Source organism: Desulforamulus aeronauticus DSM 10349, from assembly GCF_900142375.1.
Classification (GTDB): domain Bacteria; phylum Bacillota; class Desulfotomaculia; order Desulfotomaculales; family Desulfotomaculaceae; genus Desulfotomaculum; species Desulfotomaculum aeronauticum.
Window position 1 is genome coordinate 142,650 of the sequence record NZ_FRAR01000006.1, and the last position, 19,139, is coordinate 161,788.

The 19,139-nt window shown below is 45.8% G+C and carries 21 protein-coding genes and 1 other RNA gene; all 22 read right to left on the reverse strand.

Features of this window, described 5'->3' with window-relative positions:
• Positions 1 to 100 precede the first annotated feature (100 nt).
• Positions 101 to 340 (reverse strand): hypothetical protein, encoded by a 240-nt coding sequence (locus BUA78_RS03060; protein WP_072910839.1) that lies wholly within the window; start codon positions 338 to 340, stop codon positions 101 to 103.
• A gap of 11 nt (positions 341 to 351) precedes the next feature.
• Positions 352 to 1,926, reverse strand: coding sequence for a methyl-accepting chemotaxis protein (locus BUA78_RS03065; RefSeq protein WP_072910840.1), 1,575 nt, complete (start codon positions 1,924 to 1,926; stop codon positions 352 to 354).
• A 152-nt stretch (positions 1,927 to 2,078) separates the two neighbouring features.
• Positions 2,079 to 3,473 (reverse strand): VanW family protein, encoded by a 1,395-nt coding sequence (locus BUA78_RS03070; protein WP_072910851.1) that lies wholly within the window; start codon positions 3,471 to 3,473, stop codon positions 2,079 to 2,081.
• 199 nt (positions 3,474 to 3,672) lie between these two features.
• Positions 3,673 to 3,936: a DUF1292 domain-containing protein gene (locus BUA78_RS03075; RefSeq protein WP_072911003.1), complete on the reverse strand. Its 264-nt coding sequence runs from the start codon at positions 3,934 to 3,936 to the stop codon at positions 3,673 to 3,675.
• A gap of 77 nt (positions 3,937 to 4,013) precedes the next feature.
• The gene (gene ruvX / locus BUA78_RS03080; RefSeq protein ID WP_072910853.1) at positions 4,014 to 4,427 is read right to left on the reverse strand and encodes a Holliday junction resolvase RuvX; all 414 of its coding nucleotides are present in this window, start codon (positions 4,425 to 4,427) and stop codon (positions 4,014 to 4,016) included.
• Positions 4,428 to 4,445: 18 nt separating this feature from the next.
• Positions 4,446 to 5,393 (reverse strand): aldo/keto reductase, encoded by a 948-nt coding sequence (locus BUA78_RS03085; protein WP_072910855.1) that lies wholly within the window; start codon positions 5,391 to 5,393, stop codon positions 4,446 to 4,448.
• Positions 5,394 to 5,482: 89 nt separating this feature from the next.
• Positions 5,483 to 5,743 carry an IreB family regulatory phosphoprotein gene (locus tag BUA78_RS03090; protein ID WP_072910856.1) on the reverse strand — a complete coding sequence of 87 codons (261 nt, stop codon included), beginning with the start codon at positions 5,741 to 5,743 and terminating at the stop codon, positions 5,483 to 5,485.
• Between the two features lie 157 nt (positions 5,744 to 5,900).
• Positions 5,901 to 6,284, reverse strand: a complete 384-nt coding sequence (locus BUA78_RS03095; RefSeq protein ID WP_072910858.1) for a hypothetical protein — start codon at positions 6,282 to 6,284, stop codon at positions 5,901 to 5,903.
• Positions 6,285 to 6,446: 162 nt separating this feature from the next.
• Positions 6,447 to 9,080, reverse strand: coding sequence for an alanine--tRNA ligase (alaS, locus tag BUA78_RS03100; protein ID WP_072910859.1), 2,634 nt, complete (start codon positions 9,078 to 9,080; stop codon positions 6,447 to 6,449).
• A 191-nt stretch (positions 9,081 to 9,271) separates the two neighbouring features.
• A complete protein-coding gene (locus BUA78_RS03105) occupies positions 9,272 to 10,303 on the reverse strand; it encodes an AI-2E family transporter (RefSeq protein WP_072910860.1) in 1,032 nt (343 codons plus the stop codon).
• 62 nt (positions 10,304 to 10,365) lie between these two features.
• Complete coding sequence (locus BUA78_RS19840) at positions 10,366 to 10,542, reverse strand: YtxH domain-containing protein (protein ID WP_139257224.1); 177 nt, start codon at positions 10,540 to 10,542, stop codon at positions 10,366 to 10,368.
• Positions 10,543 to 10,562: 20 nt separating this feature from the next.
• Positions 10,563 to 10,736: a hypothetical protein gene (locus BUA78_RS20080; protein WP_175548957.1), complete on the reverse strand. Its 174-nt coding sequence runs from the start codon at positions 10,734 to 10,736 to the stop codon at positions 10,563 to 10,565.
• A 175-nt stretch (positions 10,737 to 10,911) separates the two neighbouring features.
• Entirely contained in the window at positions 10,912 to 12,009 is a 1,098-nt protein-coding gene (mnmA, locus tag BUA78_RS03110) for a tRNA 2-thiouridine(34) synthase MnmA (RefSeq protein WP_072910862.1), read from the reverse strand.
• A gap of 10 nt (positions 12,010 to 12,019) precedes the next feature.
• Positions 12,020 to 12,391: a Fe-S cluster assembly scaffold protein NifU gene (gene nifU, locus BUA78_RS03115; RefSeq protein WP_072910863.1), complete on the reverse strand. Its 372-nt coding sequence runs from the start codon at positions 12,389 to 12,391 to the stop codon at positions 12,020 to 12,022.
• A 31-nt stretch (positions 12,392 to 12,422) separates the two neighbouring features.
• On the reverse strand, positions 12,423 to 13,667 hold the full coding sequence (gene nifS, locus BUA78_RS03120; RefSeq protein WP_072910871.1) for a cysteine desulfurase NifS: 1,245 nt from the start codon (positions 13,665 to 13,667) through the stop codon (positions 12,423 to 12,425).
• A gap of 24 nt (positions 13,668 to 13,691) precedes the next feature.
• On the reverse strand, positions 13,692 to 14,138 hold the full coding sequence (locus BUA78_RS03125; RefSeq protein WP_072910872.1) for an RrF2 family transcriptional regulator: 447 nt from the start codon (positions 14,136 to 14,138) through the stop codon (positions 13,692 to 13,694).
• A 246-nt stretch (positions 14,139 to 14,384) separates the two neighbouring features.
• Positions 14,385 to 14,711 carry a thioredoxin gene (gene trxA / locus BUA78_RS03130; RefSeq protein WP_072911004.1) on the reverse strand — a complete coding sequence of 109 codons (327 nt, stop codon included), beginning with the start codon at positions 14,709 to 14,711 and terminating at the stop codon, positions 14,385 to 14,387.
• Positions 14,712 to 14,791: 80 nt separating this feature from the next.
• A complete protein-coding gene (locus BUA78_RS03135) occupies positions 14,792 to 15,505 on the reverse strand; it encodes a tRNA threonylcarbamoyladenosine dehydratase (protein WP_238456698.1) in 714 nt (237 codons plus the stop codon).
• Positions 15,492 to 16,958, reverse strand: a complete 1,467-nt coding sequence (locus BUA78_RS03140; protein WP_072910874.1) for a sensor histidine kinase — start codon at positions 16,956 to 16,958, stop codon at positions 15,492 to 15,494. Before BUA78_RS03140 ends, BUA78_RS03135 begins: the two co-directional genes overlap by 14 nt.
• Positions 16,955 to 17,629: a response regulator transcription factor gene (locus tag BUA78_RS03145; RefSeq protein ID WP_072910875.1), complete on the reverse strand. Its 675-nt coding sequence runs from the start codon at positions 17,627 to 17,629 to the stop codon at positions 16,955 to 16,957. Before BUA78_RS03145 ends, BUA78_RS03140 begins: the two co-directional genes overlap by 4 nt.
• Before the next feature lie 20 nt (positions 17,630 to 17,649).
• A complete protein-coding gene (locus tag BUA78_RS03150) occupies positions 17,650 to 18,756 on the reverse strand; it encodes a trypsin-like peptidase domain-containing protein (RefSeq protein WP_072910877.1) in 1,107 nt (368 codons plus the stop codon).
• Between the two features lie 125 nt (positions 18,757 to 18,881).
• Positions 18,882 to 19,067, reverse strand: a non-coding RNA gene (ssrS, locus tag BUA78_RS03155) — 6S RNA.
• Positions 19,068 to 19,139 lie beyond the last annotated feature (72 nt).

Below are 19,139 nucleotides of genomic sequence, written 5' to 3' on the forward strand. Positions count from 1 at the left end.
ATATGTCTGAGGGCCAGCAATTTTTCCAATAAGTTTTAGATTTTTATCTTACTTTTTATTTTCCTAATTGTAAAGCAAATTTCTTTTTCTAAAAGAACTCCTATTTCTTTAAAGCATCGTGCAACTCTAATAACACCGCGGAGACATGGAGCACTTCTTTTTCTATGGCATCTTTATCTTGGTTGCGTAAGGCAGCCAGGAGGTGGCCAAAGTGCTCGCCCGCAATTAAGCCCCAATCCACAGGAAGTCTGACCGCATCTGCCTCGGGGTTACCGTGACGCAGGCGGTTTAATTCCGCCTGCAGTAAGGTTTTCTTGAGAAATTCCTGCCCATCCATCATATCACCCCAAATTATTGCTGAAACTCACTAATAGATCCTTGCATATCCTGGGCCAGTTGGGCTAGGCTTTGACTGGCAGTGGCTAAATGCTGGATGGAGGTATTGATTTGATCACTATTGGCAGCCAACTGCTGAGTACTCTCACTGGTACTATTAATCCCTACCGTAATCTCTTTGATCATCCGGGACATATCCGTTATCTGTTCCATAATTACATTTAAAGAACTCCCTGCTTGATGAACTATCTCTACACCATCATTCACTTCTTTAGCACTCTGCCCCATATCCTTTACCGCTTCGGTAGCCCGTCGCTGCACCCGCACAATAAGATCGGTGATATCGTCTGCCGCCTTCGCGGATTGCTCCGCCAATTTGCGAACCTCTTCGGCTACAACGGCAAAACCCCTGCCACTTTCCCCAGCCCTGGCTGCTTCAATGGCAGCATTGAGAGCCAGCAGGTTAGTTTGTTCGGCTATATTTTTAATAACTTCTATAATTTGCCCAATACTTTGACAGCGCTCATTCAGGATACCAATGGAATCAGCGGTGCCTTGTACAGATTTTTGAATGGAGTCCATTTTTGCTACTGTTCCCTGAACAGCCTGACTTCCCTGCTGAGCGTTATGCTCTACCCTGGTTACTTGCTCCACAGCATAGTTAGCAGCGGCGGAACCCTGCTCCGCAGTGGCCGCTACCTCTGTCGTGTTACTGGTGATCTGCTCCACCATAGCACCGATTTGCTGGGCGGCAGCCGCAGTTTCTTGGCTCTGGGCAGCCAGGGTAGAACTGTGCTGAGCTACCTGCTGTAGAATGCTTTCCAGAGAACCGGCCATCTGGTTAACTCCCCCCGCCAGCTTAGACAATTCATTATTTCCTTTCAACGTTAGCCGGTGGCTAAGATCCCCGCTTTCCAAGGCTTGAATGGCATTCATTAGTTTCTCTATTGGCTGTAAAATGGTTCGGCCAATCAGCACTCTAAATAACAAAGCGACCCCAGCCATCACCAAGAGGCTAATAACTACCTGCAGGTAAAAATTTTTCTGAATGGCACTTTCGTGACGCTCTTTAGACACCCCGACATAGAAAATTCCCAGCGTCTTACCAGCCGTGTCCTTAATAGGCATGTAGGCAGTTTCGAAAGGCTTATTGACTACGATGGCTGGTCCACTATAGATTTTCCCCTGTTCCAGTACCACTTTTTTTACTTGCTCGGAAACCTTAGTTCCGATCGCTCTTTCACCAGCATCATTTTTCACATTGGTTGAAACTCTGGTATCTCCCAGAAAAATAGTACAGGTATTGTTGGTTAACTGAGAAATGTAATCTACAAATTCATAATCTCCACTAATGAGTTTATTACCTTTATAGAGTTTATCCCCCTTGATCTCCCAAGGACCTGGGTACATGGCATTAGCAAGAGCCTCTGCCAGTAACAAGTCACTTTTTACTTTTTCCTCTGTTGCTGTAGTTAGTTCCGATTTAACATGCTCATAAGATATAAACAACAGGATCAGTGATAACAAAAACAAGGCTCCTACCACCGTAACAGCCATTTGGCGTTTAATGGATCTATTAATTATCTCCATCCCCTTACCTCCGAAACCCCTTAGTTTTGTATATAAAATTCCCTACCTCTTTGTCAAATCCTGCAAAAAAAAAGAAAATGATGGGTTAAAATCTCTACCCATCTAGAATTTGTTAAATTCACTTCTCCATTGCCCACTTCAGGAACAGCGTTTCACTCTAAGCTTTCTTCAGGCACCTTATTCACCGACATATCCGGGTTTTCCAGGATCGAACCGGGAGGAGACATACCCTGAGAAATAACCTGATTTTTAGCTTTATAAACACTACCCGGCAATTTTTCTACACGAATCACTTTACCATTCTGCATCACAATTCTTTCCCCGGATGCTTTGTAGCCTTGAGCTCCCTTTTGTTTAACCACCCGATCACCCATTTTAATACTGTAATCCTTCTCCACAACGTTTTCTGGTTGGTAGGTTTCCTCCACCCAACTACGGAGTACCACATCCCTTTTATAGCTCTTGTTGCCAAAAATCTTAACTGTTAACTGGCCTCCCCTTGAATAGGACTGGATGTAAATCCAATAATCGGTATTATTTTTAAATTTAAAATCAATCGCTTCAAACACTACCGTAGCATCTCTGCCAATGGGAACATAGGATATGGGCATGGAATGATTGGTTCTTTCTACAACCTCTAAATTAGACAACAACACCGCATTGTACAAGGTAGTAGATACTTGGCAAACACCGCCCCCCAAGCCATCTACTAATTCGTTATTGACAATGATCGGGGCATCTTTGTAACCTGCCTCTGTACTCCTAGGACCCACCACCTCATTGAAAGATATGACCTCCTGGGGGCTAGCAGTTAGTCCGTCTATGGCGGCCGCTGCCACGCTGATATTATAAGCCCGGTTTATTTTGTCGGGTTCGAAATAGGTAGTATACACCCCAAGCAGGGTATCTACTCCCATCTCCTGTACTGCCTCAGTAGTCCGATTCGGAGGGACTTCAATAAGTCTCAGTTCTATCGGTTCTTTGGCATTACTTAGCAAGGTTTGCTTGATATCCTGCTCCAACTGTCCAATTGACACTAACTTGCCGCTATGACTGGGAGATATCTCCACCGAATTATCTGCATGAATAATCAGCCCTGCATCCTTGGGCGTCACCATAATTACCTCTGCAGCTTCATCCACCACTTTCTCCAGCAGCAATATATCTAAAAAAATAACCGGTTTAAGATGCAATCCCTCGAAAGCCTGACGACGCTCGGTGAAACGTTGCCACAAGGAGCCGGTTCTGCCAATTTTCATGGCTCGTTGTACTTGTTTAGAACAGTCAATTCTTAAATCCACCCGACTCATTGGCAAGGCCCAGCTAAACTCCTGGTATTTTACCATGATAGGTTGCCGAAATTTTTGCTCTAGCTTTTGGATAGAGGCCAAAGCTTGTTCCTCGGTTAAACCTGATAGATCCGTGTCAAGCAGATAGACACCTGGTAAAACCCTGTCTGTGGGACCAAAACTCATCTGTGATGCCAGATAAACAGCTACCCCTACCAGTAATACCAGGGGTATCACTGCATATTTTAGCTTGTTCAACCGGAGGCCTCCTCTCCAGAACTATGTCCTAGCTATATCTTACTAGGGACAGACTGCAGCTATTCCAAAAATCCCAGCAAATTTGAGGAGGCTCGTAAAAACACATCCCGCCTTAGTTTTACCTGATGTCTAAAAGTATTTTCTAAAAATAAAATAAAAAACCAGACAGTAAATACCTGTCTGGCTTTGGCCAAAAATCTTATTCTTCGTCCTCTTTAGTAACCATTTCTTCCCAAGCATCGGCAACTTTTTCCCACTCTTCGTCGCTTTCAATGTCTACTAAAATTTCATTGCCATCTTCGTCATTAGCAAACTTCAGGATGACAGCTTCATCGGATTCGTCTTCTACAGGAAGTAAAATGGCGTATTCAGAACCCTCTACCTCTATTACGTCGATCACGTTAAAGTCGTGTTCTGCACCATCCTCATCAATCAATGTGATTACTTCATCTTGTTCTGCCATATCTTGCACCCCATTTCCAAAGATTGTCTGTATTGTACTTAAATTTTCATAATCTGTCAAGAAATTCTCTCCTTGACCTACTTAGCCCCGGCATCCAGATATCCTTGTAGAATAACCGCCGCAGCCATTTTATCAATCACCTTTTTGCGCTTACTTCTGCTGACATCTGCCTGAATTAGCATTCTTTCAGCAGCAACCGTACTAAGCCGTTCGTCCCAGGTTTTGACGGGCAGAGCAAATTTGTCTTTTAATTGTTCAACAAAGGCCAGCACTTTTTCACCCTGGGGACCAATGGTGGCATTCATATTTTTGGGTAAGCCCACCAAGATCCTCTCTACCTGATACTCTTGAATAATTTCATCTAAGCGCGTGAAATCTTTCTCGATATTTTCCCGGCGAATCACTTCCAAACCCTGGGCTGTCCAGCCCAAGGGATCACTTAGGGCAACTCCAATGGTCTTGTCTCCCACATCTAAACCCATAATACGCATTCGTTTAAACTCCTAATCCTAAATAACTTTGATAGCAAACATCGGACAAACTGATCCACAGTAGCCACAAAGGCGGCAAAGTTCGGCTTTAACCCTAACTTGTCCCCCCTCTAAAAAAAGGGCTTTAGCCCCACATCTGGCCACGCAGGCGCCACAACCCTCACACCACTCATCAATATGTAGTCTCCGGGCCTGTTGGGCTACCTTTTGAGATAAATCATCCGGTATATCAGCTTTACTAAAATAGCGGGTATTATAATCTACCTCCGCAAAATTCTGCATACCCACTGCAACCGAGGCCAATTCGGATAGCCCCAGAACAAATTGTAAGGCCTCTTGGGATCTGGGAAGCAAATTGCCGCCCCCCAAGGCTTTCATGCCGTAAATACCTTTGCCAACCTGGTGGGCCCGGCGAATGGCTGCCAGCATATCATCCGCACCGCCATCGGCAATACCAATGCCGGTAATATTGATGATCGGATGGATTACTTCTATTTCTGGAATCTCCACTGCTGCCTGTACCGCCGCCACGTGATGGGTGGAAATCCCCACGGCTCGAACCTGTCCCTTTCTTTTGGCTTCAAATAAATATTCTAAGGCTTCCCAATGTCCTTTGATGGTAAGCAAGGACTCTTGCTCGTGCAGCATGAAAATGTCAATATACTCTCTGTCAATACCAGCCAAGGCCGCCTCCAGGCTTTCTTGCATGCCTTCTCGGGTGTAGGCATAGCACTTACTGCAAATAACAACTTCCTGTTGCCGTCCCCGAATAGCCTGCCGAATATAAGGGTAGGTGCGATACAATTCAGCAGTATCAATAAAGTTTACCCCTTGATCCAAGGCCCTGGCAATTACGGCAGCTCCTTCTTCCAGTGGTAAGTTTGACTGCAGAGGTCCGATAGTCAGGGCTCCGAAACACAAACGGGACACTTGAATGCCTGTGTCCCCCAAAGTTCTATATTCCATACGCTAACCTCAATAGAAAAGCTTGGCCTCCGTTGGCGGAGGCCTGAAATGTTATAATTTCTGAAAGTGAAATGATAGCCCTTTGGGGCTTATTTCTTTTCCAAATAATTCTTTACTAATTCTTCCAGGAGTTCATCTCTTTCCAGCCTGCGAATAAGACTACGGGCATTGCCGTGGCTTGTGATATAAGCCGGATCCCCGGATAAAAGATAGCCTACCAATTGGTTTATGGGATTGTAACCCTTTTCTTTCAGGGCAGAATAAACGGCTAGTAGTATTTCACGGGCCTGGTTAACTTCTTCCGCCTGGACTTTAAACATTACTGTTTCTTGAGAAAAATCATTAGCCATGGCAAAGACCTCCCAGTCCTAATATTTCCTATATATGAAATATTAATTCAACACATTATTCCATTTCCCTCTATTTTGTTGAGAAAATAACTGAAAGGTTCGTTTTATTGCATACAACCCTGCCTTCGTTTCAATAAAAACGGCACCTAGATGGTGCCTAATAGGACATAAGTCTAAAAAGATGGTTTAGCAGCGGATTAAAATGGTACGGCCTTAATTCTTTTCTGTTGACTTCCTGAGGGATTTGCTTGGGCGTTGGTCTGTCGGCCATTTTTGTCTTAACCTTTTGAAACTCCGAATGCACAGTTTCCATGTGAACAGAGATGGCCTCAGCAGACTCCTGCATTCTCGTAAGAAAAGCCATCATCTGTTCCATTTCCTCCTTAAATCCCGGCCGCCTACTCAAACCCATCATGACTAATGTTCCTAAGACCTGCATATGGTCTACATCAAGGTTTAGATTTAACCCCGGAAACAAGCTAGGCATGACAGGCATTCCCTTGTTGGTGGGGCCGGGTTTTCTGGGTGGCTGATAAAACATTATTGTACCCCCTTCTCCATAAGCAAACCAAGTACTTTTGATGGTTCATCATATGAGTTATGAGAGGATAAGGTTACAAATTAGAAAAACTTAGCTAACACCATACCCAAATTATTCGCAAAACATAAGGGAGACAGCGCCAGGCACCGTCTCCCTTTGATGTTATTTAATTTGAGCTTCTACAACTGAGACAACTTTAGCAATTGCTTCTTCAAGTTTGCTAGGTTCTTTACCACCAGCCTGGGCCATATCCGGTCTACCGCCGCCGCCGCCGCCAACTACTTTGGCAATTTCCTTTACTAAATTACCGGCATGCAGGCCGCGGCCCATCAGATCCTTGGTTACGGCTGCCACCAAGTTGACCTTTTCCCCGGCAGCACTGCCCAGCAGAATAACGCCACTGCCCAGTTTATCCCGCAGCATATCCACCATACTGCGTAAATTGTCCATATCAGGAGCCGCTACCACTGCGGTCAAGACCGGAACTCCTTTGATTTGCTGAACTTGTCCGAGAATCTCTTGCACTTCTGATTTAGCCAGTTTATTCCGCAGGGCTTCAATCTCCTGCTCCAGGGCTTTATTTTGCTGCACCAATCCTTCTACCCGACGCACCAATTCATGGGTGGGACTCTTGATAACAGCAGCGATTTCCTGCAATTGCTCTTCTTTGGCAGCCAAATATCGGAGCACACCCTGTCCGGTTACTGCCTCGATACGACGCAGTCCAGCACCCACACTGGTCTCATTAATAATCTTAAACAGTCCCACTTCAGCAGTGGAGGTGAGGTGAGTCCCACCACAAAGTTCCAGGCTGTAATCACCCATTTTAACCACCCGTACCTGTTTGCCATACTTTTCTCCAAATAGCGCTGCTGCCCCCAATTCCTTGGCCTTGGCCAACGAGGTTTCAAAAACCTCAATGGGTAGGTTAGACAGCACCGCGTTATTCACCAATTGTTCAATAGAACTCAGTTCTTCCGGGGTTACGGCAGCGTAATGGGTAAAATCGAAACGCATGCGATCTGGTTCCACCAGGGAGCCGGCCTGGTTAACATGATCACCTAGAACTTCTTGTAAGGCCTTATGCAGTAAGTGTGTAGCAGAGTGGTTACGGGCGATCTCCTGCCGGCGAACTGGTTCCACCTGCACCTTGACAGCATCATGGCGTTTAAGAATACCTGAGCGCACTTTGCCACGGTGGACGATGAGGCCTTCCACCGGCCGATGTACAGAAGTAATTTCCACTTCCAAGTCGGTGGCACGTAAAATAGCATAATCTGCCACCTGGCCGCCGGATTCGGCATAACAGGGGGTTACATCAAGAATAATTTCTACCTCTTCCCCGGCTACCGCAGAAAGTTCTTGCAGTCCATCCTTGAGGAGCGCCAATACATTGGAGTCAGTGGCCAAGGTACCATAACCCATGAAGCGGTTTTCGCCCAGTTCTTCCCGTAGGGCCTTATACATAACGCCCCGTTCAGATAAATATTCCGTCTCTTGGCGAGCATTGCGGGCCCGTTTACGTTGTTCTTCCATAGCTGCAGTAAAACCAGCTTCATCCACACTAAGGCCTTGTTCTTCGGCAATCTCCTGGGTTAGCTCCAGTGGAAAACCAAAGGTATCATATAATTTAAAGGCATCATCACCGGAGATTTCACTAACTCCGGCGGCCTTTGCTTCGTGAATGAGAGCGGATAAAATATCACTGCCCGCTGCCAGAGTTTCCAAAAACCTCTCTTCCTCGGTACGGATTACCCGCAGGATATGCTCACTCTTTTGCTTCAATTCTGGGTAAGCTTCCTGCATCTGTTGGATAACAGCCTGGGACACTTTATACAGGAACGTTTCCCGTACACCCAATACCCGGCCAAACCGTACCGCCCGCCGCAACAGGCGACGTATAACGTAGCCCCTTCCTTCGTTGCCCGGTAGAGCTCCGTCGCTAACGGCAAAAGTAACGGCTCGGCAGTGATCGGCAATAACTTTCAGCGCTAAATCAATCTTGTCATTATTACCGTATTTTTGGCCAGCCAAATCTGCGGTATAATCCATAATTTCCCGGAATAAATCGGTATCAAAATTGGAGTTCACTTTCTGTAGTACCGAAGCAACCCTTTCCAATCCCATACCGGTATCAATTCCCTTATTTTTTAAAGGAGAGTAATTGCCCTCTTCATCCCGGAAGAACTGGATAAATACCAGATTCCAAATTTCCAAGTACCGGTCGCAATCACAACCAACCTTGCAATCCGGGTCAGCACAGCCTCTGGCCTCGCCAAGATCAATATAGATTTCAGAGCAAGGGCCGCAAGGACCTACACCAATTTCCCAAAAATTGGTGTCCTTACCCATGCGAACAATTCTCTCAGCCGGAATCCCGACCACCTTGTGCCAAATTTCAAAGGCTTCATCATCATCCAGATAAATGGTAATCCACAATTTTTCCTTTGGCAAACCAAGCTGCTCCGTGACAAACTCCCAAGCCCAGGGAATAGCTTTTTCTTTAAAATAATCGCCAAAGGAGAAATTGCCAAGCATCTCAAAAAAAGTATGGTGTCTGGCTGTGCGGCCAACCACCTCGATATCCGGCGTACGAATACATTTTTGGCAAGTGGTTGCCCGTTTATATTCCGATACAGCCTGTCCGGTAAAAAAAGGCTTAAAAGGTACCATACCAGCTGCTGTCCATAGAATACTGGGATCGTTATGGGGGATCAGGGAAGCGCTGGGAAGAATCTGGTGACCCCGCTCTTCAAAAAACTTTAGATATTTTTCCCTGATTTCTTTTCCGGTCATCAATGGATATTACCTCCTACTTGGTGAATTCACCATAAATCAACGAAAACTCACAAATTCTTCAAATATTTATATTTTATAGCATTGGTTGCCAGGTGGTCAAGCTAGCCTTTGGCCCTTAGCCCTTGGCCTTAAAAATAAAAAGAGCTACTAACCAATACCCAATGGCCAGTGCCCCAAAGGAATAGCCTTTAACATAACTTCTCCCAGGTAAACTTAACCAAAATTCTTGCGATAGCAGCCAGAGGTACGGCCAGCAGCATCCCTGCAATGCCAAAAAGATGTCCCCCGGCCAATAGAGTAACGATAATAGCTAAGGGATGCAGCCCTATACTGTCGCCTAATATTTTTGGCGAAATGACATTTCCCTCCAATTGTTGAATAATCACTACAACAATAATTACTTTTACAGCAAGCCATTTGGACTGCAACAAAGCCAGGGCCACGGCAGGAACTGCACCAATGAGTGGCCCAAAGTAAGGAATTAATTCTGCCAGTCCCGCAATAATACCTAACATAACGCCAAATTCCAAACCAATCAAAGCAAAGGCCAAGCTGGTTAGAACACCCACAATTAGGACTACAGTAAGATGACCGCGCACAAAATTGGTAAACACCTGATCAATTTCTCCAGCCAGTCGCAGGACATCAGCATAACATTGCCGGGGAAATTGGGAAATGGCCCATTGTTTTAATTCTTTTAAATCCTTCATAATATAGAAGGCCAACACTGGTGCCAAAGCAATGTAGAACAAGTTGCTTAAAATGCCTAGTAAAAGATCGATGGCTTTTCGCACCATTTCCATTGCTTTTAATTCTACCCAAGTAATTCGTTCCTCCACTATTTGCTGCACTCCCGGTGGCATGGCACTATCGGCAAAACGCTGTTGTATCTGGTTGATCAACTGTTCTACCTGATCTGTATAGGTTGGGATCGTTTCCACCAGTTTTTCCAGTTGGTTAACCATTCGAGGTACCCCATACATAAGAAGGCTAGTCACCACAATAATGACTCCCAAATACAGCATTAAAATAGCTGCCACCCGTGGCGAACCACGTTTTTCCATGCGTTCTACCAGTGGGTTTAACAAATAGACCAGCACAATGGCCAATACAAATGGTAACAGTAACCCCCGTACCAAATACAAAAAGTAAAAAATTAGGCCAACTAATAAAGCAACAAAAAGATACCGATAGGTACGCTTTTCCTTCCACCAGGGCACCGGATTCTCTCCTATCTTAAGAAAGATTAAAAAAGTGAGGACTAGTGTCCCCACTCCTTAATTTACTTCATCATTTCATTGACCCTTTTGCTCATGCCCTTCATCATTTTTTGGGCGCGGCGTCCAGCTTTCCGGGTGGTATTCATAAGCATACGCTCAGGTTTTCTCTGCGGCTTAAGAAACATACCCAGAGCCGCTCCAAGCAGACTACCGGCAACAATACCCCGCCAAAATCCCATTATCCCTTCACCTCCAAGAGCTAATATAAGCCTGTGTTGTGCGGGTCAAAGGAAACTAAACTGCCATCTTCAGCTACTTCAAAAACATCCACGCCTTCTTTATTTAAGCGATACTCAACACAGCAATCCCAGCAGTAATACTGGTCAATACCAACTTTGCCAGTGGCTTTTCCTCCACAAACCGGACAGTTCATGAGTAAGGAGCCTCCTTACGAAAATTCTAACTGTCAAGTATTATAGCCAGATTTTTTAGTAATAATGCACAGGTAATTCACTTGATCTGAAAATGTTAAAATTTTGACTTACCAATAGCTAATGGACCCCCAAAGCAAAAAAAGAGCACCTGTAACGGTACTCTTATCGCTGTTCCTATTTACTTGCTGATTTTTCAATGGTACCACCACCCACCAGGTAGTCGTCCTGGTAATACACCACCGCTTGTCCTGGGGTGATGGAACGCTGGGGATATTTAAAAGTAACCTTTACTAGGCCCTTTTCCATGGGTTCAAGCAAGGCCGGGGAAGGTTTGCTGTTATAACGAACCTGAGCTGCTAATTCCCTAGGGGAGGTCAAGTCTTCAAACAGGATAAAATTATTATCGGAGGCAATAAGTTCGGTACCCCAAATAGACTCCTCCGGCCCTACCACCACTGCATTGTTCTCTACATCAATATCCACCACATAGATTCTTTCCCCGGTAGCCAAACCCAAACCTCTACGCTGGCCGATGGTATAGAAAGGAATTCCTTTATGCTGACCGATAACGTTTCCCTGTAAATCCAGGAACGGGCCAGCTTGAATACCGCCTTTCGTACGCTCATCCAAGAAGTTACGATAATTGTTATCGTGTACAAAGCAAATTTCTTGGCTTTCTGGTTTCGAGTGGGTAGGTAATCCCCAATCTTTGGCCATTTGCCGCACCTGATCCTTGGTATATCCGGCCAGGGGCATTAGGGTGTGCGCAATTTGATCCTGGGTGAAGCTATACAGCACATAAGTCTGGTCTTTTCGCTCATCCAAAGCCTTCTGTACTGTCCAGCGTCCGTATGGCTCACTGTAACTGAGGCGAGCATAATGACCGGTGGCAATGTAGTCAAAGCCCATTTGCCGGGCCTTTTGCAACAATGCCTCAAACTTAACAAATCGATTACAGGCAATACAAGGGTTCGGCGTACGTCCTTGAAAATATTCATCGACAAAATATTGAATAACCTTTTCCGTAAACAGATCCCGGAAGTTAAGGACATAATAGGGGATGCCCAATATATCCGCCACTCGCCGGGCATCGTCCACTGCGGTTAGAGAGCAGCAGCCCACATAATCGTTATCCACCACAGTAACGTCCGGGTCCCAAATTTGCATGGTTACTCCGACAACCTCATACCCCTGTTGCTGTAAAAGGGCGGCGGTGACAGAACTGTCTACTCCGCCGCTCATGGCTACTAATACTCTTTGTTTGGTTGCCAAAAGGCTTCACCTACGCGTTTTGTTTTTTCTGATAATCTTCGATAGCTGCTTTTAAAGCATCTGCAGCCAAATTGGAACAGTGCATTTTAGCCGGAGGCAGTCCTTCTAAAGCTTCAGCCACAGCCTTATTGGTAATCTGCAGGGCTTCATCAATGGTCTTGCCTAAAGCCATTTCAGTAACCATACTGCTGGTAGCCACCGCTGCACCACAGCCAAAGGTTTTAAACTTAATGTCTTTAATGATATTGTCCTCTACCTTTAAGGTGATTTTCATGATGTCACCGCAGCTGGGATTGCCCACTTGGCCCGCTCCGTCTGCATTTTCAATTTCTCCCACGTTACGGGGGTTGGTGAAATGATCCATTACCTTTTCAGTATACATAGAAACAACCTCCTCATTCCCTTATCTATGTTTAATATTCGTCCTCACTAAGTTCCCCATGATCATGATGATCTTCATCATGTATCGTGCAAGTACTGCAGGCACAGGGGTTACACCCTTCACCTAAGGGTGACATGGCTCTTAGCCGCTCAATGATAGGAGGCAGAGCCTCCAGGAAATATTCAACATCTTCTTCGGTATTTATCCTACCCATGGTGAGGCGTAGGGAGCCATGGGCCACTTCTTTGGTCAAGCCAATGGCCGTCAACACATGGGAAGGTTCCAAGGAACCCGAGGTGCAGGCGGAACCACTGGAAATAGCGATTCCTTTCATATCCAGCATCAGCAGCATGGATTCACCCTCAATAAACCGGAAGCAGAAACTAACATGACCGGGTAACCGCTGCTCAGGATGACCGGTAAGAATAGTATTGGGGATCTTTTCCATTACTTCTTTAAAGATACGATCACGATATTTGGCCAGACGTTCGGCCTCTACATGCATATTCTGGGTGGCCAATTCAATGGCTTTGCCTAAGCCGACAATACCAGCCACGTTCTCAGTACCGGGACGACGGCGGCGTTCTTGCCCACCACCAAAGAGGATCGGCTGCCAAAAGGTTCCTTTGCGGATATACATAGCCCCAATACCTTTAGGACCATAGATTTTATGACCAGATAGGGTTAGCAAGTCCACGCCCAGTTCATCAACATTAACTGGAATTTTACCAACACTTTGCACGGCATCAGTATGGAAAATAATCTTTCTGGCCCGAGCTACTTCGGAAATTTCACGGATTGGCATAATAGTACCAATCTCGTTATTGGCATGCATAATGGTGATCAAAATGGTTTTATCAGTAATGGCATCGGCTACCTGCTGAGCAGTCACCCGACCATATTTATCCAGTGGTAAAACAGTTACGGTAAAGCCCTCTCGCTCCAACTGTTTACAGCAGTTTAATACTGCGCTGTGTTCTGCCGCAGAGGTAATAATATGATTTCCCTTTTGTCGGTTGGCATAGGCAACACCCCGGATGGCCATATTGTCGGCCTCGGTGCCGGTGCCGGCGAAGGAAATCTCACCCACACTGGAAGCACCAATAGCTGTGGCCACCTGCTGTCTGGCCTTCTCTACAGCTTTCCGAGCTTCCCGACCAAAGGCGTGAATACTGGAGGGGTTGCCATAATGTTCGGTTAAGTATTTCAGCATTTCTTCAGCAACAGCGGGATCCACCGGGGTTGTTGCCGAGTGGTCAAAATAAACTTTTCTCATGCACAGTGCTCCTCCTTAGGTGATCTATGACTCTACCCTATCAGTGCTTACTTTTGCCGCATCCCGGCACATATCCTCCAAAGTAATGGAATCCAGTACCTCTGCAATACTATCCCTCACTCTGGCCCAGATATCCCGTGAAATGCAGTAATGCTCCTTTTCACAGGCGGTTGGTTCAAATTCACTAACACAATCCAGAGGGGCAATGGGACCCTCCAGAGCACGTATCACATCCCCCACTTTTATTTGAGAAGGCGGTCTGGCCAGGATATAACCTCCCTGGGCTCCTCGAATACTTTTAACCAAACCGATCTTTCTTAAAACTGCAATTAGTTGTTCCAGGTAGTGCTCTGATATCCCTTGCCTCTCTGCTATCACCTTTAAGGGAATGGGTAGGGGCTCGGACCCATAGTGCATGGCCAAATCAAACATCGCCTTCAGTCCATAATGTCCCTTTGTGGACAGCCGCAAGAAACATCACCCCCTTTATCAATCCCAAGTAAACCACTCGGTTTTCTAGGAGTAGAATATCACGCTTGTTTCCCTATGTCAACGCTAATTCCGAGTAAAATGCTCAAGTTTAATACAGAGAAAATCTAATATAAAAAAATACCACCAAAGTGGTAGTACTATACAGAAAACCTAATAATTCTATTTGAGAAAAGATTAGAAAAACTTGGCCCTACTTGCCTGCTTGTGACCTATAGGTGTTTCGATTTACAGATGTTTTTGGATCATTCCCAGTAACTCTTCTTTTTTCCGAAAGCCTGTGGTCCTTTCCACTTCCTTACCATCTTTAAAAAAAATCAGCGTGGGAATGCTCATAATTCCCAGCCTGTCGGTGGTGTCCCGATTGTCATCAACATTGATTTTACAGACCTGCACCTGCCCTTTCAGTTCGGTGGCCAGCCTGTCCACTTCCGGCGCCAGCATTTGACAAGGGCCGCACCAATCAGCCCAAAAATCTACTAATAGAGGGCCCTTTTGGTTCAATATTGTTTCTTTGAAGCTCTCATCATTTAGGATCAGTATGTTTTTAGCCATGCCAAACAACCCCTTCTCCTTTTCATTGACTTCAAGCTTTAGGTTGCTACATTATATTCCAGGTAGGTTCCCTTGTCAAATTAAAGCAGCCCCCTTACTACAGCACCCGCCAATACCAACCCTGCAGCAGCGGGGACAAAGGATATACTGCCGGGAGCCAGGGATATTGCAGTCTCCCCTTTCACCACCCGTTGTTGCGGGGTAATTGGCGGTTCCACCGAAAAGACCACCTTAACCCCTTTTTCTATTTGTGCTTTCCGGAGTTCCCGACGCATAACTCTGGCCAAAGGATCTACTGAGGTTTCCGATATATCCGCCACTCGAAAGGCAGCCGGGTCCAGTTTATTGCCCGCTCCCATACAGGAGATAACGGGCAGACCCTGGGAATAGCATCTCTTAATAATATCCAGCTTACCGGTTACGTTATCAATGGCATCCACTACATAGGAATAATCACCTTTTATCAGATCATCACCATTTTGTGGTGAGTAAAACTCCCTAATGGGCGTAACGATTGCTTCGGGATTAATATGTTTGATCCGCTCCGCCATTAAATCCACTTTATAACTGCCAATGGTATCATCCATAGCATGCAGTTGACGGTTAATATTGGTTACATCTACGGTATCAAAATCCACCAAGGTTAATTCACCGATACCTGCCCGGGCCAAAGCCTCGACAGTGTAAGAGCCAACGCCGCCCACCCCAAAAACAATCACCCTGGCAACCTTAAGCTTAGCTAGCCCCTCCTCGCCAATCAACATCTCGGTGCGAGAAAATCTATGTCTGGACACTGAACCCCTCCGTTTGTTGAATTTTCTCTTCTATTAGTTGTTCCCTTACTGTGGGAAACGTTACTGTAAATACACTTCCCTGGTGTAGCTGACTTTTCACGGTTAGTTTAGCACCATGCTGCTGAGTAATCCAACTGGCAATGGCCAAACCTAAGCCGGTTCCCCCTGTTGGTCGTGATTTATCCAACCGATAAAACCGTTCAAAAATATGATTTATCTCACCTTCGTCGATACCCATGCCGTTATCACTAATCTGCACATCTATTCTTCCGTCAGTACAGTGAGCAGCTAGCTCCACCCAACCCTGAGGTGAAGTATATTTTATGGCATTATCCAAAAGTATAAGCAAAAGTTGTCTGAGATAATCCGGATCGGCCATAATCTTGACATCGCGGCAGGTTTCAGCCAAGTGCAGATGAAAATCCACTTCTTCAGACAGCATCCTGGCTTGACGGGCAACCTGCTCAAGCACCTGATCAACCGCCACCGGTTGCAAGGGTATGGTAAACCCTGCATCGGCCCGGGCCAATACCAGCATATCTGACACCAGTCGGCTCATGCGCTTCACTTCAGAAGCAATGTCCAACAAAGCTTCTCTTCTTACCTCCGGCTGCTCCTCCCCCATCCGGATCATCAAGTCAATGTTGCCGCGAATGGTGGTTAGCGGTGTCTTTAATTCATGAGAAACATCGGAAACAAATCTCCTTTGGGCGGCATGGGAATCCGAAAGTTCACGATACGCAGTTTCTAAGTTGTCCAGCATGGCATTAAGGGTATTAACTAAATGTCCCAATTCGTCCTGGTGTTCACCCTTGGGAATCCGCTGATGTAGATTTAAATCCTGGCGAATTTGCTCTGCCGTGCAGGTAATAGCTTCCACCGGTTTGAGGGCAGCCCGAGCCAGCCACCAGCCAATGGTAGCACCAACTATAATCATCCCACCGCTAAACAACCACAGCAACCACCTCAATTGATTGAGAGCTGCCTGCAACCCGGAGAAAGGTTGTCCCACCTGCAGAATACCCACCACTTGATTTTGCGCCACCAAGGGATAATTGTAAACCCGAATCCGCTGATCGCCTGCCTGCAGCCATTCATAAAAGACATGCCCCTGTTTACTCAGGTTAATGGTATCCTCACTCATGGGCAGGGTTTGTCGAGACAAATTGCTGGATTTTGCCACCAATCTTCCTGTGGTATCCACGACTTGCAGATAGGTATTAGGGTAACCAAAGACATCCACATCGGGCAATACCACCCGTTGTTGATTCCAAAAATTTGGTCCTACCACCTTTACAGAGGAAGCCACCCCCGCGGCCCGACCGGCCAATTCCCGGTCTAATTCCTGCACCAGGCTGTAGGACAAAAAAGTATATACAATAACGGAGAAGATGATTAGGGTCAAACTAACAACACAACTGTACCAAATGGTTAACTTCAAGCGCAAAGTCATGGTGTTTGCTCCTTCAGTACATACCCAGCACCGCGAATGGTTTGGATAAGTCTGGGGCCATGATTTTCTATTTTTTGACGCAGCATGGTGATATAGACTTCCACTACATTAGAACCACCGGTATAATCCCAGCCCCATACGCGATCGAGAATACTATCTTTCGTCAGTACTATATTGGGGTGCTCCATAAACAGTGTTAAGAGTTCATATTCTCTGGAGGTTAAGGAGATCCTTTGACCCGCTCGAGAGACTTCCCGTGTATCGAGATCTATCTTCAAATCCGAAAACTGAATCATTCGTTGGGAAACCGTATGACGGCGCAGCAGCGCCTGTACCCGCGCCAACAGTTCTTCCAAGGCAAAGGGCTTAGCTAGATAGTCGTCTGCCCCCAGTTTCAGACCCTTCACCTTGCTCTCTACCTCATCTCTAGCACTAAGAATAAGGACAGGTATAAAATTCTCCCGCCGAAATCGCTGGCAAATCTCCCAGCCATCCATGCCAGGCAACATAATATCCAGGATTAATAATTCCGGTGGGTTATTTTTGGCCAAGGCAAGTCCGGTAACACCGTCATTGGCTACCTCCACCCGGTAACCTTCATAGGTTAAAGTCCTTTGCAACATAGCAGTGATTTTGGGGTCGTCGTCAATGACCAGAATCCTGGCACCCATGAATACCCTCCTCTTACTGACTACTGGCTCTTATCCCCCATGATAATCTCTTTCTTTTGGATTTGTCCAGTTCGCTGCAAAACCAGTGTAATTTTTTGCCCCGGCTGGGTTTCTGCCACTGCATCCAATAGTTCCTGGGGTGAGGTTACTTCTTTGCCAGCAAACTCTGTTACCAAATCTCCGACCTTTAGTCCCGCTGCTAAAGCCGGACTGTTAGGGACAACCCCAGTAACCACCACACCTGGCTGGTTCTGTAGCGGAGCGATCGTAACCCCTAGATAGGGATGGGAAACCGAACCCTTACTAATAATTTGATTGTATACCGAAACCACCGTAGATGAGGGGATGGCAAAGCCAATTCCCTGGGCTTGGGCATTCACTGCCGTATTAACTCCTACCACTTCCCCATTGAGGTTCATTAAGGGGCCGCCCGAATTACCGGGATTGATTGAGGCATCTGTTTGTAGCAGATTTCGGAAATGCTGCTGATCAATGTCCAGTGGTCTTCCTTTGGCACTGATAACCCCCACAGTAACCGTATGATCCAGACCATAGGGATTGCCAATAGCGATAACCCAATCACCCACCTCAATTTTTTCCGAACTGCCAAAGGATAAGGTAGGTAGTTTTTCCTTGCTGTCAATTTTAAGCACTGCTAAATCAAGTTCCTGATCGGTTCCTACAACGGTAGCCGGGTATTTCTGATCACTGGTCAGTGTCACCTGAATTTGGTCTGCCCCATTAATGACATGGTTATTGGTAATAATGTAGCCATCCGAAGAAACAATGAAGCCTGAGCCTAAGCCGTTCTGAACCTGGGTACGGGGCAACGACTGGGCACCAAAAAACTGCCGAAAAAAGGGGTCATTGAAAAATGGGTCCATGTTCACTTGAGTACGAATAACCGTTTCTATTTTTACCACTGCGGGCGCCGTTTGTTTTACTACCGCTGAAATGTTGGCGGGTCTGATAACACCTTGTTCAGCCTGAGCGGATTTATTACCGAGGGAAACCAAGTGTTGCTGATCATTAGACCAGTGTACTCCGAAAATCACCAGGCTAATCATCAGAACAGCTTTAATTAATACTACCAAAACAGGTTTAACTATTTTTTTCTGTGCATTCATATTTTTCTCCTCCTTTGTTACCTTGTCAAGAATAATGATACAAGACAATTCTTAAAACCACCTTAAAAAGGAGAAAAAGAAAAAACATCTCTATTAGAGAGATGTTTTCAGCAGCAAAACGCAAAAGAAACCCCGCCTTGCCGTGTCCGTATCCAAAGTTTGTTGAACCTGTACTCACAGGTGGGTGCCCTTCCACAATTTCCTGTTTCCTTATACTAGTAAGGTCTACATTCCCTTGCGAGAAATCGGACTCCCGTTTCAACATCTGTTGGCTCAAAACTTCAGATATTGCACGCACAAAGTAGGGCATTCCCTTGTTACAAAAATAACTAGTACACACCTTTATGTTAACACAGACGGAATCTGTATGCAAGTGTAGGAGA

What these genes read in the sequence shown, in the direction of transcription:
- BUA78_RS03060 (WP_072910839.1), bottom strand. Translation starts at nt 340, where the DNA reads ATGATGGATGGGCAGGAATTTCTCAAGAAAACCTTACTGCAGGCGGAA.
- BUA78_RS03065 (WP_072910840.1), bottom strand. Translation starts at nt 1,926, where the DNA reads ATGGAGATAATTAATAGATCCATTAAACGCCAAATGGCTGTTACGGTG.
- BUA78_RS03075 (WP_072911003.1), bottom strand. Translation starts at nt 3,936, where the DNA reads ATGGCAGAACAAGATGAAGTAATCACATTGATTGATGAGGATGGTGCA.
- ruvX (WP_072910853.1), bottom strand. Translation starts at nt 4,427, where the DNA reads ATGCGTATTATGGGTTTAGATGTGGGAGACAAGACCATTGGAGTTGCC.
- BUA78_RS03085 (WP_072910855.1), bottom strand. Translation starts at nt 5,393, where the DNA reads ATGGAATATAGAACTTTGGGGGACACAGGCATTCAAGTGTCCCGTTTG.
- BUA78_RS03090 (WP_072910856.1), bottom strand. Translation starts at nt 5,743, where the DNA reads ATGGCTAATGATTTTTCTCAAGAAACAGTAATGTTTAAAGTCCAGGCG.
- BUA78_RS03095 (WP_072910858.1), bottom strand. Translation starts at nt 6,284, where the DNA reads ATGTTTTATCAGCCACCCAGAAAACCCGGCCCCACCAACAAGGGAATG.
- alaS (WP_072910859.1), bottom strand. Translation starts at nt 9,080, where the DNA reads ATGACCGGAAAAGAAATCAGGGAAAAATATCTAAAGTTTTTTGAAGAG.
- BUA78_RS19840 (WP_139257224.1), bottom strand. Translation starts at nt 10,542, where the DNA reads ATGGGATTTTGGCGGGGTATTGTTGCCGGTAGTCTGCTTGGAGCGGCT.
- BUA78_RS20080 (WP_175548957.1), bottom strand. Translation starts at nt 10,736, where the DNA reads ATGAACTGTCCGGTTTGTGGAGGAAAAGCCACTGGCAAAGTTGGTATT.
- nifU (WP_072910863.1), bottom strand. Translation starts at nt 12,391, where the DNA reads ATGTATACTGAAAAGGTAATGGATCATTTCACCAACCCCCGTAACGTG.
- nifS (WP_072910871.1), bottom strand. Translation starts at nt 13,667, where the DNA reads ATGAGAAAAGTTTATTTTGACCACTCGGCAACAACCCCGGTGGATCCC.
- trxA (WP_072911004.1), bottom strand. Translation starts at nt 14,711, where the DNA reads ATGGCTAAAAACATACTGATCCTAAATGATGAGAGCTTCAAAGAAACA.
- BUA78_RS03140 (WP_072910874.1), bottom strand. Translation starts at nt 16,958, where the DNA reads ATGACTTTGCGCTTGAAGTTAACCATTTGGTACAGTTGTGTTGTTAGT.
- BUA78_RS03145 (WP_072910875.1), bottom strand. Translation starts at nt 17,629, where the DNA reads ATGGGTGCCAGGATTCTGGTCATTGACGACGACCCCAAAATCACTGCT.
- BUA78_RS03150 (WP_072910877.1), bottom strand. Translation starts at nt 18,756, where the DNA reads ATGAATGCACAGAAAAAAATAGTTAAACCTGTTTTGGTAGTATTAATT.